Genomic DNA, 12,441 nt, shown 5'->3' with positions numbered 1-12,441 from the left:
GCACGGGGGTTTTCTGCGTTTGAGGGCGAAGTGGTATCGCGTGAGATTCCGTGGGCGAGCCCGCTACGAAAGGCTCGCCCCAGCCGTCCGGTTCAGAGGCGGCCTGCCGATTTCAGCGCCAGGTATGCGTCCGCCAGCGCGGGAGCCAGTTCATCGGGGGGCGCGTCGACGACGGTGACTCCGTGGCGACGGAGCTGGTCGGCCGTACGCCGGCGCTCCGACTGGGCCTGGGCGGCCGCCGCGGCTTCGTAGACCGCGTCAACCGAGCCGCGGGCCGTCGCCATACGGGCGATGTTCGGATCGGCGACGGACGCCACCAGCACCGTATGGCGCTGAGTGAGCCGGCCGAGGACAGGGAGCAGACCCTCCTCCATCGGAGCCGCGTCGAGCGTGGTGAGCAGGACGATCAGGGAACGGCGAGGGGCCGTACGGAGGGCTGTCGCCGTAAGGCCGCGAGCGTTCGTCTCGACCAGTTCGGGTTCGAGCGTGGCCATCGCGTCCACGAGGGAAGGCAGGACGTCACGGGCGCTTCGGCCCTGGACGAGGGCACGGACCCGGCGGTCGTAGGCGAGCATGCCGACTCGGTCACCGGCGCGGGACGCCAGGGCGGCGAGCAGCAGTGCCGCGTCCATCGAGGCGTCCAGCCGTGGGACGTCGCCCACGCGACCCGCCGAAGTGCGGCCGGTGTCGAGAACCAGCAGGATGTGACGATCGCGCTCGGGGCGCCAGGTGCGGACGGCGACCGAGGTGTGCCGGGCGGTGGCGCGCCAGTCGATGGAGCGGGTGTCGTCGCCGGGCACGTACTCGCGCAGGCTGTCGAACTCCGTGCCCTCGCCCCGGGTGAGCAGGCTGGTGCGGCCGTCGAGCTCGCGCAGGCGGGTGAGCTTGGACGGGAGGTGTCTGCGGCTGGTGAAAGGGGGAAGGACGCGCACCGTCCAGGGAACCCGGTGGGTGCTCTGACGGGCGAAGAGACGCAAGGGCCCGTAGGAGCGGATCGTCACTCGGTCCGCCTGGCGGTCGCCTCGGCGGGTGGGCCGCAGCCGGGTGGTGACACGCCGGCGCTCGCCCGCGGGGATCGTCAGGAGGTGACGGGAGGCGGGGCCCTCCGTGCCGGGCTGCCAGCTGCTCGGCGGCCAGGCGTCCCGGAGCTGCGCGCGCAGCGGCCGACCGGTGGGGTTGGTGACGGTGAGGGTCACGTCGGCGGCCTCGCCCAGGCGGACGGAGGTGTCGCCGGAACGGGTCAGGCCGAGACGTCGTACCGGCGCCGCGAGGGCGAAGTCGCAGGCGCACGCCACCGCCACGGAGGCGTTCACGGCGAGAACGCCCGTCCAGCCGGGGGCCCAGACGCCGAGGGGGACGGAGCCGAGTGCCGCGAGCAGCGCGGCGCGTCCGGTGACTCCCATCAGCGCGGGACGGGGACGTGGGCGAGGATCGCGTTGATGACGGAGTCGGCCGTCACACCCTCCATCTCCGCCTCGGGGCGCAGCTGGATGCGGTGCCGGAGCGTGGGCAGGGCCAGGGCCTTCACGTCGTCGGGGATGACGTAGTCGCGGCCCGTGAGCCAGGCCCATGCGCGCGAGGTGGACAGCAGCGCGGTGGCGCCGCGCGGGGAGACACCGAGGGTGAGGGACGGGGAGTCGCGGGTGGCGCGGCAGATGTCCACGACGTACGCCGTGATCTCGGGGGAGACGGTCGTCTTGGCGACCGCGGCGCGCGCGGCTTCGAGGTCGGCCGCGCTCGCGACGGGGCGTACGCCCGCGGCGCGCAGGTCGCGCGGGTTGAAGCCCTCGGCGTGCCGGGTCAGTACGTCGATCTCGTCCTGGCGGGAGGGCAGCGGGATCGTCAGCTTGAGCAGGAAACGGTCCAGTTGGGCTTCGGGCAGCGGGTACGTGCCCTCGTACTCGACCGGGTTCTGGGTCGCGGCGACCAGGAAGGGGTCGGGGAGGGGACGAGGGGTGCCGTCCACCGTGACCTGGCGTTCCTCCATGGCTTCGAGGAGGGACGACTGGGTCTTGGGCGGGGTGCGGTTGATCTCGTCGGCGAGCAGGAGGTTGGTGAAGACCGGGCCGGGCTGGAAGGAGAACTCGGCGCTGCGGGTGTCGTAGACCAGAGAGCCCGTCACATCACTCGGCATCAGGTCGGGCGTGAACTGGACGCGCTTGGTGTCGAGTTCGAGCGCGGCGGCGAGGGTGCGGACGAGCAACGTTTTGGCGACTCCGGGGACTCCTTCAAGGAGAACGTGTCCGCGGCAGAGGAGGGCGACGACGAGTCCGGTCACGGCGGGGTCCTGGCCGACCACGGCTTTGGAGATCTCGGCGCGCAGGGCTTCCAGGGCGGCCCGGGCGCCGCCCTGATCCCTGGTGTACCCGGCGTTGTCAGTGGTCGGGTCCATCATGAACGGCGTACCTCTCTTTCGAGGGCGTCGAGTTGGTCGGCGAGTGCGATCAGGGCCGTGTCGTCGCTGGGCGGCGGGCCGAAGAGGAGGGAGTGCAACAGCTGTCCTTCGCCGTCCAGGTGGGCGGAGAGCGCGGGGAGCAGGGCCTCGGGCGCGTGCGCCTGGGCCACGGGGACGCCCACGAGGGGGGCGAGGCGGGTGCGGGTGGTGGAGCGAAGAGCGGTGGCCGCGCGGTCGCGGGCGTTCGCTCTGCGGTAGAGGCGGGCGCGGCCTTCGACGGTCTCGGAGGCGCGGATCGCCACGGGGAGTCTTTCGGGCACCAGGGGGCCGAGGCGGCGTGCGCGCCACAGGGCGGCCACGGCTGCGGCGACGAAGAGCTGCAAGGTGCCCCACAGCCAGCCGGACGGGAGCAGGTCCAGGAAGCTCGTCCCGGCGTTCTGGTCGTTTGCCGAGTCGTCCGCCGTCGAGGGGAGGTACCACGTCAGATGGGGGCGCGAGCCGAGGAGTTGAAGCGCGAGCGAGGCGTTGCCCTGCTCGTCGAGGGTGTCGTTGTAGAGGATGTCCGGGGCGCCGAGCACGACGGTGTCGCCGCTGCCGGACGCGTCCGGGACGCGTACCAGGGTGGCCAGGCGTTGGCTGGGGTAGCACTCGTCGGCGTCGCTGTGGGTGGTGGTGTAGCGGATACCGCCGGTGTCCGCGCTGCCCGCGCGCCTGGCGGCGGGCAGGTCGCAGTCGGGGGAGAGCGTCGCGTCGAAGCTGGTGGCGGGGTCCGCGGTGACCCCGGGGGCGAGCCGTTCGACGGACCAGCTGCCCGCGGCGACGAGCACGGTGCGGCCGCCGGTGCCGGCGGTGGCGGAGTGCAGTCGGCTCTGCTGGCTCTGGGTCAGAAGGTCGGGGACGGCGACCAGCAGGGTGGTGTCCGGGCCGGCCGCGGCGCGGGCTTCGTCGAGGGTCGTCACCACACGGGTGTCGACGCCGCGGTCGGCGAGCAGTGCGGCGACGGCACGGCTGCCGTAGGGGTCGACGGAGCGCGGGTCGAGTGTGCCGTGCCTGGTGTCGGAGCGGATCACGGCGATCGCGACGCCCCCGGCCAGCAGCAGGACGAGAGCGAGGGCGATACCGCGCGCGCGGGTCCACAGATGCCGGGTGGAGAGCGAGACCGAGGTGGAGGGGAGCGTGGCCTCTTCGGTCATTCGGCGGCTCCCTGGCGGGCGTTGTGGGCCGTGCCGGGGGTGCCGGCCGCGAGGTCGGGCTTGGCGCTCTCCAGATCGCGGTCGAGTTCGGCGATGCGGTGGTACGACTGCTCGCTCGCCGTGCGTCCGCCGTACGTCACGTCGTCGAAGTCCTGGGCGGCGGTGCGCAGCCGGTCGGCGTGCTCGCGCAGGGCGCGGCCCGCTTCCGCGGCGGCCTCGTCGGCGGTGCGGCCGGGGCGGACGTCGAGGAGAGCGCGTTCCTCCAGGGAGCGGACGACGGCCCGCATGCGTTCCTGGACCGCCCTGTTCCAGTGGCCCTGGGCGGCGTGCGCCTCGGCGGCCGCACGGTGGTCGGCGGCGGTGCGGGGCCGGTCGTCGAACAGGGCGGGGGAGGACGTGGGCGGGCGGCGCGGGGTGCCCAGGCGCCACCACAGGGCGCCCAGCACGGCGACCACGGCCAGGACGATCAGGACCAGTCCGACCGTCCCCCCGGGGGACGCGGTCGAGGCGGTGCCGAGGAGTCTGCCGATCCACTCCCACACGGCGTTCAGGGCGCGTTCGAACAGGCCGGGGTCGTTCTGGTGGTACACGCTCTTGGACAGCTCGTGGCGGGCCGCCTCCCGCGCGGGATCCCGCCCGATCGTCACCGGCGGTTCGTCGGAGCGTGCCAGTGACCCCAGGGATGTGTCGCCGGCGCGCAGCAGGGCGCGCACGGCCGTGCCGGTGGTGTGCGGCAGTGCCGGCAGTGCTGTGAGAACTCCCCCCGTCGGACTCACCGCATCAGCTCCCGGGGGTGGCGCCGGAGCTGCTGTAGCCCTGGACGCCGGCGGCGCGGGCCAGATCGAGGTCGAGCGCCTCGCGGCGGATGCGCTGGTCGATGTAGAGGAGCACGGTGACGCCCGAGCTGATCGGGAAAGTGATCATGGAGCCGATCACCGAGCCGATGCCGCTGATGACGAGGAACGTCCAGCCGTAGTCGCTGCCGCTGGTGAGGAAGCCGGAGACGCCGCCTCCGCTCAGGGCGGCGGCGAGCAGGGTGAACGGGACGACGACGATCGCGGCGACGATGTTCGCGATGAACGCCCCGAGCAACTGGATGCCGAAGACCCGCCACCAGGCGCCGCGCACGAGCTTCGCCGAGCGGCTCAGCGACTTCTGGATGCCCTGCTTCTCCAGCATCAGCGCGGGTGCGGCCAGCGAGTAGCGGACGACCAGCCACAGGGCCACGAGGGCGGTGCCCATGCTGCCCAGGACGGCGAGGGCGGCACCCGGCGCCGCGGCTCCCGCGACGGCGACGAGGATGCCGGGCACCGCGCCCGCGGCGGCGACACCGAACGTCAGGAGCAGGAGCAGCAGGATCAGTCCGCACAGTTTCGCGCCCTGCGGCCGGGCGTCGCGCCAGGCCTCGCCGGTGGTCACCGGCTTGCCGATGACCGCGCGGCTGATGACGGTGGCGAGCAGGGCGGTGGCGACCAGGGTGCCGATCATGGAGATCACGACGAGCACACCGGAGTTGAGGAGAGAGTACTCCATGGCGCGCGTGAGCTCGCTCACCGTCGCGCTCGGGTCGTCGAGGGCCTCGGTGCCGGCGCTCTCGTCCAGGACGAGGCCTCGCAGCAGTACGACGACGGTCTCCGTGACGGCCGCGACGGCCAGCGACAGGCCCAGCACCGTGCGCCAGTGGGCGCGCATGGTGGCCACCGCGCCGTCGAGGATCTCGCCGACGCCGAGCGGGCGCAGCGGGATCACCCCGGGCTTGGCTGCGGGCGGCGGGCCGCCCCAGCCCGCGCCCCAGCCGTAGTGGCTGCTGGGACCTCCGTAGCCCCCAGGGCCGACGGGAGGCCGCTGGCCCTGGCCCGGGACGGGCGGTGGGGGCGGCGGGGCCTGGCCGGTGTTCGGCGGGGCGGCCGGCGCGGACCACTGGGCCGGCGGCGGCTGCACCTGGGACCACTTTGCGGCGGGGTTCTGCGGGTCCGTGTCCGAGGGGCCCGCCGGCTGTGCGGCGGTGGGCTCGGCGGGGCCGGACGCATCGGGCGTCTGCCCGTCGGACGGGGCGGATCCGGGCGAGGCCCAGCCCGGAGTGTCTTTCATCGTCGCTCCTTCACGGTGCCCGTCCGCGGTCGCGGCGGAAGGTTGGCAGACATCGTGCCATGGGGTGGTCATCGGGGGACCGGCCGCGGTCGGGGCTGCACGCCTTCAATTGTCCGACGGATCCGGGGCAGACTGACCGCATGGCTGATCAGTACGCGCAAGCAGGCGAGGGCAAGCGGCCGACCGGGATACCCGTCATCCGTTGGGAGGAGCCGCCCGAGGGCCCGGTGCTGGTGCTCCTCGACCAGACGAGACTGCCGGGCGAGGAGGTCGAACTGGTCTGTACGGACGCGTCCGCGCTGGTGGAGGCGATTCGCTCGCTCGCCGTGCGCGGGGCGCCGCTGCTCGGCATCGCCGGGGCGTACGGGGTCGCGCTCGCCGCCGCCCGCGGGTTCGACGTGGACGAGGCCGCGACGGCGCTGGCCGGCGCCCGGCCCACGGCTGTGAACCTCGCCGTCGGTGTGCGCAGGGCCCGGTCGGCGTACGCGGCCGCGCTGGCCCGCGGGTGTGCCCCGCGGCAGGCGGCCGGGGCGGCGCTGGCCGCGGCGCGGCAGCTGCACCGGGAGGACGCGGAGGCCAGTGCCCGGATGGCCGGGCACGGGCTGGGCCTGCTGGACGAGCTACTGCCCGGCGGCGGACACCGTGTCCTCACCCACTGCAACTCCGGATCGCTGGTGTCGGGCGGGGAGGGGACCGCGTTCGCGGTGGCCCTCGCCGCACATCGGGCGGGGCGGCTGCGGCGCCTGTGGGTGGACGAGACGCGTCCACTCCTTCAGGGCGCGCGGCTGACCGCGTACGAGGCGGCCCGCAGCGACATGGCGTACACCCTGCTCACCGACAACGCGGCGGGGTCGCTGTTCGCGGCGGGCGAGGTGGACGCCGTCCTGATCGGGGCCGACCGGATCGCGGCCGACGGATCGGTGGCGAACAAGGTGGGCAGTTACCCGCTCGCGGTGCTCGCGCGCTACCACCATGTGCCGTTCATCGTGGTGGCGCCGGTGACGACGGTGGACCTGCACACGGCGGACGGGGCATCGATCGAGGTCGAGCAGCGCCCCGGGTTCGAGGTGACCGAGGTCATGGCGCCGCAGGCGCAGTCCACCGGGGCGGGCGGCGGGGTTCCGGTGGCGCCGCTGGGCACCCAGGCGTACAACCCGGCGTTCGACGTGACACCGCCGGAGCTGGTGACCGCGATCGTCACCGAGGAGGGTGTCGTCTCGCCCGTGACGGCCGAGGCTCTCTCCGTGCTGTGCGCCGGGTCGCGCGAGACGGCGATCGGCTGATGTGATCAGGGTGGGGCGAGGCGACGTGGACGCCTCGCCGGTCACGGTCTGCGGGTCGGCGATGTGCCGCCCGTGAAGAACGGGGACGCCGATGTCCGTGGCCGAGGGCAGACAGTGATGGCCGGGTACGACTATCGTCACAGGCCGGTGACCCTGCTCACCTGCACCTCCTTCACCGTTACGAGAATGGGATGATGTCGTTTATGAAGGGACGAGTCCTTGTCGTCGACGACGACACCGCACTGGCCGAGATGCTCGGCATTGTGCTGCGTGGTGAGGGTTTTGAGCCGTCTTTCGTAGCCGACGGTGACAAGGCGCTGGCCGCCTTCCGTGAGAGCAAGCCCGACCTGGTGCTCCTGGACCTGATGCTGCCCGGACGGGACGGCATCGAGGTGTGCCGCCTGATCAGGGCGGAGTCCGGGGTGCCGATCGTGATGCTGACGGCGAAGAGCGACACCGTCGATGTCGTGGTGGGCCTGGAGTCCGGCGCGGACGACTACATCGTGAAGCCGTTCAAGCCCAAGGAGCTGGTCGCCCGCATCCGGGCGCGCCTGCGCAGGTCCGAGGAGCCGGCACCGGAGCAGCTCGCCATCGGCGACCTGGTCATCGATGTCGCCGGGCACTCCGTGAAGCGGGACGGGCAGTCGATCGCGCTGACACCGCTGGAGTTCGACCTGCTGGTCGCGCTGGCCCGCAAGCCGTGGCAGGTGTTCACCCGCGAGGTCCTGCTGGAGCAGGTGTGGGGCTACCGGCACGCGGCGGACACCCGTCTGGTCAACGTGCATGTGCAGCGGTTGCGTTCCAAGGTCGAGAAGGACCCGGAGCGTCCGGAGATCGTGGTGACCGTCCGAGGCGTGGGCTACAAGGCAGGACCCAGCTGATATGACCGGTGACAGCGCCGCTTCGGCGTCCGGGCAGAACGGGGCCCGAGCCGGGCGGCCTGTCGACCGGAGGACGATGGCTTCCCGTTGGGAACGTCTGTGGGAGGGCGGTCTGCTCCAGGGCGGAGTCCAGGGCAGCCCGGTGCTGCGCCTGCTCATGCGCTGGGTGCGCCGGCCGCTGCTGCCCGTCATGCGGCTGTGGCGGCGCAACATCCAGCTCAAGGTCGTCGTCACGACGCTGCTGATGTCGCTCGGCGTCGTGCTGCTGCTGGGCTTCGTCGTCATCGGGCAGGTGCGCAACGGCCTGCTGGACGCCAAGGTGAAGGCCTCGCAGAGCCAGGCCACCGGAGGATTCGCGGTGGCCAAGCAGAAGTCCGACGAGGCGGCGGCCGGTACCGATGGCGATACCGCGCCGGTGGACGGTCGGCCGTCCCAGAACGTCATCGAGTGGATGAGCAACCTCGTGCTGTCGCTCTCCAGCGGTGGCCAGGGCGCCTTCGACGTGGTGACGCTGCCCGCGGGCGACGACAGCGGCGGCGGCCGCGGCCCGCGCGCCTCCGGCGGTGTCGACCCGACGAAGAGCGTGCCCGCGGAACTGCGCGCGCGCATCGACAGCAGCACGGCGGCCGCGCAGGAGTACACCCGCATCGCCTACAAGGACGACGACAAGGAGCCCCAGCCGGCCCTGGTCATCGGCAAGCAGGTCAACGACCCCAACGGTGACCCGTACCAGTTGTACTACCTCTTCCCGCTGACGCAGGAGGAGAAGTCCCTCAGCCTGGTCAAGGGCACCCTGGCGACGGCCGGCCTCTTCGTCGTCGTACTGCTCGGGGCCATCGCGTGGCTCGTGGTGCGTCAGGTCGTCACGCCGGTGCGGATGGCCGCCGGGATCGCCGAGCGGCTGTCCGCGGGGCGCCTGCAGGAACGCATGAAGGTCACCGGCGAGGACGACATCGCGCGGCTCGGCGAGGCCTTCAACAAGATGGCGCAGAGCCTTCAGCTGAAGATCCAGCAGCTGGAGGACCTGTCGCGGATGCAGCGGCGGTTCGTCTCCGACGTGTCGCACGAGCTGCGCACACCGCTGACGACCGTACGGATGGCCGCGGACGTCATCCATGACGCGCGCGTGGACTTCGACCCCGTCACCGCGCGGTCGGCGGAACTGCTCGCCGACCAGCTGGACCGGTTCGAGACGCTGCTCGCGGACCTGCTGGAGATCAGCCGCTTCGACGCGGGCGCGGCGGCCCTGGAGGCCGAGGCGATCGACCTCAGGGAGGTCGTGCGGCGCGTGGTCAGCGGTGCCGAACCGCTGGCCGAGCGCAAGGGCACGACGATACGGGTCGTCGGCGACCAGCAGCCCGTCGTCGCCGAGGCGGACGCCCGCCGGGTGGAGCGCGTGCTGCGCAATCTCGTCGTCAACGCGGTCGAGCACGGCGAGGGCAGGGACGTGGTCGTCAAGCTCGCGTCGGCGGGCGGTGCGGTCGCGGTCGCGGTGCGCGACTACGGCGTCGGGCTCAAGCCCGGCGAGGCCACCCGCGTCTTCAGCCGCTTCTGGCGGGCGGACCCGGCACGCGCGCGTACGACCGGTGGTACGGGTCTCGGCCTCTCCATCGCCCTGGAGGACGCGCGGCTGCACGGCGGCTGGCTGCAGGCCTGGGGTGAGCCGGGCGGCGGTTCGCAGTTCCGGCTGACGCTGCCGCGCACCGCGGACGAGCCGCTGCGCGGTTCGCCGATACCCCTGGAACCCAAGGACTCGCGGCGCAACCGCGGGCTCGACGAGGCCGGTATCCCGCGCGGGGGAGGCGAGAAGGCCGCCACCGTGCCGATGCAGTCGACCGGTGAGCACAAGACGTCGTCGCGGGCTCCGCTCGGGCCGCGCACGGCCGGTGTGCCCGCCACCGTGGACCCGACCGCGCTGCCCGGCAACGGCGCGCGCGTCGTGCCCAGGCCCGCCACGGGCGGGCCGAGACAGGACGACACGCCCGCTGTGGAGGCGGCCGCGGCCCGCCGGGACGCCCGGTCCCAGGACGCGGACAAGCAAGGGGAGGCATTTCGTGGGCGCTGACCGCGAGGGGGGCGCCCGGCGGATGCCGGGGCGCGCGGTGGTGGCCTACGCCGCCAGTGGGGTCGTACTGCTGACGGGGTGTGCGTCGATGCCGGACGACGGGGATCTGCGCGGTGTGGAGTCCACGCCGCGCCAGGACATCCAGGTGCGGGTGTTCGCCATGCCGCCCCGGGAGAACGCGCAGCCCGGGGAGATCGTCCAGGGCTTTCTGGAGGCGCTGACCAGCGACGATCCGACGTATGCGACGGCACGCCAGTATCTGACGGGCGAGGCCAGACAGACCTGGGCGCCCGACATGTCCACCACGGTGCTGCTGGACGGGCCGAACCCCCAGGCCGATCCGTCGGGGGGCCGGGTGGACGGCGACGACTACTCGTTCACCCTGACCGGCACCATGGTCGCGGGCGTGGACGCCCAGCAGGCGTACACGCCCGCCTCCGGGCGCTACAGCCGGCCGGTGCACCTCACGAAGAACAAGAAGACCGGGCAGTGGCGCATCGACGGGCTGCCGCAGGGCGTCGTCATGGGCAAGTCGGACTTCGAGCGCAACTACATGTCCGTCAACAAGTACTACTTCGCCTCCAACAGCGCGGACGCCGGGAACGGACAGCCGACGGGCGTGGCCGATCCGGTCTACGTACGCGAGCGCGTGGACCCGATGACGGAGATGGTGCGCTCCCTCCTCCAGGGCCCCACCAGCTGGCTGCGGCCGGTCGTCAGGTCGAGCTTCCCCACCGGTACGGCGCTGGACAAGGGGGTCACCTCGCTGACGCCCGACGACCAGAACAAGCTGACCGTGCCGCTGAACGACAAGGCCGCGCGGGTCGGGCGGACCCAGTGCATCGAGATGGCGGCCCAGCTCCTGTACACGCTGCACAACCTCACCCCGGCGGTGGACGAGGTCGAGCTGCGGGCGGGCGGCGCACGGCTGTGCTCGCTCGACGAGGAATCGGCCCTGGCCGTCGCCTCGCGGGGTTCGGCGAGCCACCCCGACTACCTGTACTTCATCGACGGCAAGCACCGGCTGGTGCGGATCCCGGGCGGCGCCGGCGACACGCCGAGGGCCGAGCCGGTGCCGGGGGCGCTCGGCGAGGAGGTCAAGCAGCTGCGGGCGGCGGCCGTCTCGCGGGACGAGCACACGGCGGCCGGAGTGAGCCTCGACGGCAAGTCGCTGTACGTCGGCTCCCTGGTCTCGGGCAGTTCGGTCGGAGAGCCCGTGCTGCGCAGCACGGGCAAGACCGAGACCGACCGGCTGACCACGCCCAGCTGGGACGCGCGCGGCGACCTGTGGGTGGCCGACCGCAACCCGGCCGCCCCGCGGCTGCTGCTGCTGGAGAAGGGCGCGGGCGTACCGCTGGAAGTGCGCGCTCCGGCGCTGACCGGGCGGATCAGGGACGTGCGGGTGGCCGCCGACGGGGTGCGCATCGCGCTCGTGGTCGAGGACCAGGACGGCAAGGAGTCCCTGCTCATCGGGCGGATCGAGCGGGACGAGAAGGACGGTGAGCGGCCGGTGGTGTCGGTCCTCGAACTGCGGTCCGCCACCCCTGAGCTCGAAGAGGTCACGACCATGGCGTGGGCCGGCGACAGCCGGCTCGTGGTGGTCGGGCGCGAGCAGGGCGGCGTCCAGCAGATGCGCTACGTCGAGGTCGACGGCTCCGTGCCGGAGGGGCCGACGCCCGCCGCCGTGACCGGTGTGAAGGAGATCGCCGCCTCCGAGGACGAGCAGCTGCCACTGGCGGCCTACTCGGAGGACGGGATCGTCCGGCTGCCTTCCGGTGCGCAGTGGCAGAAGGTGGTCAAGGACGGATCGGCTCCGGTTTATCCGGGGTGATCCGGCCGGCCGGATCCGGTTTTCCGGGTGCGGGCGCGAAGACAGAGCGAAGACAGAGCGAAGACAGATGTTCCGGATTCTTTCCGGATAAAAGGTTGAAGCGGGCGGCCGCTTTCGTTCGGGGTGTCCCCGGTACGGAGGCGGCCGTCCGCTTTTCCGGCCGGTCCTGTCGTTTCGCTGCCGCGTGGGGCGCCTGCGTATGTGCGGGGATGCGTGGGGCGACTGTCCGACGGCAATGCGCGGAGCTTTCCACAGGGTGTTTTCCACAGGCCTGGCCGAGTGGCGCGGGTGCGGGCACAGTGGTGGACATGCGGGGGTGGTGGCGGGACCTCACCGATCTGATGCTGCCGGCCGAGTGCGGGGGCTGCGGACGGCCTCGTACGGTGCTCTGCACGCCGTGCCGGGCCGCTCTGCACGGGGCGGCACCGGGCCGGGTGCGGCCGGTGCCGCGGCCGGCCGGACTGCCGGCCGTGTACGCGGCGGCGCGGTACGGGGACGAGGTGCGGGCCGTGCTGCTGGCGCACAAGGAGCGGGGCGTGCTGGCGCTCGCGGGGCCGCTCGGCACGGCTCTGGCGGGAGCCGTGCGGTCGGGGCTCGCAGCGGCCGGGACGCGGGCCTGCGGGGGCGCCATCGGGCCCGGAGCCCGCCGGGCCGCGGCGGGTGCCGAGGTGCCGGTGCTGCTCGTTCCCGTGGCGTCCGGAC

10 protein-coding genes are annotated in these 12,441 nt (G+C 72.9%); 5 read left to right on the top strand and 5 right to left on the bottom strand.

The annotated features are described in order from the left end of the window. Positions 1-92: 92 nt before the first annotated feature. The 5 genes from ABT085_RS35735 to ABT085_RS35715 are packed head-to-tail and all read right to left on the bottom strand — an operon-like array spanning position 93 to position 5,679. Positions 93-1,403, bottom strand: coding sequence for a DUF58 domain-containing protein (locus ABT085_RS35735; RefSeq protein WP_351617696.1), 1,311 nt, complete (start codon positions 1,401-1,403; stop codon positions 93-95). Beyond that, positions 1,403-2,392: an AAA family ATPase gene (locus ABT085_RS35730; RefSeq protein WP_351617698.1), complete on the bottom strand. Its 990-nt coding sequence runs from the start codon at positions 2,390-2,392 to the stop codon at positions 1,403-1,405. Before ABT085_RS35730 ends, ABT085_RS35735 begins: the two co-directional genes overlap by 1 nt. Further along, entirely contained in the window at positions 2,392-3,588 is a 1,197-nt protein-coding gene (locus ABT085_RS35725) for a DUF4350 domain-containing protein (RefSeq protein ID WP_351617693.1), read from the bottom strand. The genes ABT085_RS35730 and ABT085_RS35725 overlap by 1 nt, the downstream gene beginning before the upstream one ends. Continuing rightward, the gene (locus ABT085_RS35720) at positions 3,585-4,364 is read right to left on the bottom strand and encodes a DUF4129 domain-containing protein (protein ID WP_351617690.1); all 780 of its coding nucleotides are present in this window, start codon (positions 4,362-4,364) and stop codon (positions 3,585-3,587) included. The genes ABT085_RS35725 and ABT085_RS35720 overlap by 4 nt, the downstream gene beginning before the upstream one ends. Before the next feature lie 4 nt (positions 4,365-4,368). After that, positions 4,369-5,679, bottom strand: coding sequence for a hypothetical protein (locus tag ABT085_RS35715; RefSeq protein WP_351617688.1), 1,311 nt, complete (start codon positions 5,677-5,679; stop codon positions 4,369-4,371). A 140-nt stretch (positions 5,680-5,819) separates the two neighbouring features. Between ABT085_RS35715 and mtnA the strand changes: the two genes are divergently transcribed. The 5 genes from mtnA to ABT085_RS35690 form a co-directional block, all read left to right on the top strand. Beyond that, positions 5,820-6,962, top strand: a complete 1,143-nt coding sequence (gene mtnA / locus ABT085_RS35710; RefSeq protein ID WP_351617686.1) for an S-methyl-5-thioribose-1-phosphate isomerase — start codon at positions 5,820-5,822, stop codon at positions 6,960-6,962. Between the two features lie 191 nt (positions 6,963-7,153). Next, positions 7,154-7,843, top strand: a complete 690-nt coding sequence (gene mtrA, locus ABT085_RS35705) for a two-component system response regulator MtrA (RefSeq protein WP_187284748.1) — start codon at positions 7,154-7,156, stop codon at positions 7,841-7,843. A gap of 1 nt (position 7,844) precedes the next feature. Continuing rightward, a complete protein-coding gene (mtrB, locus tag ABT085_RS35700) occupies positions 7,845-9,908 on the top strand; it encodes an MtrAB system histidine kinase MtrB (RefSeq protein WP_351617684.1) in 2,064 nt (687 codons plus the stop codon). After that, positions 9,898-11,739, top strand: a complete 1,842-nt coding sequence (locus ABT085_RS35695; protein WP_351617681.1) for an LpqB family beta-propeller domain-containing protein — start codon at positions 9,898-9,900, stop codon at positions 11,737-11,739. The genes mtrB and ABT085_RS35695 overlap by 11 nt, the downstream gene beginning before the upstream one ends. A gap of 308 nt (positions 11,740-12,047) precedes the next feature. Then, a partial coding sequence (locus ABT085_RS35690) for a ComF family protein (RefSeq protein WP_502982879.1) occupies positions 12,048-12,441 on the top strand: 394 nt, incomplete at its 3' end.

It is taken from the genome of Streptomyces sp. NPDC002265, from assembly GCF_040296125.1.
GTDB lineage: Bacteria > Actinomycetota > Actinomycetes > Streptomycetales > Streptomycetaceae > Streptomyces.
The sequence above is the reverse complement of the archived record's forward strand: the minus strand, read 5'-3'. Positions and strand labels throughout refer to the sequence as shown.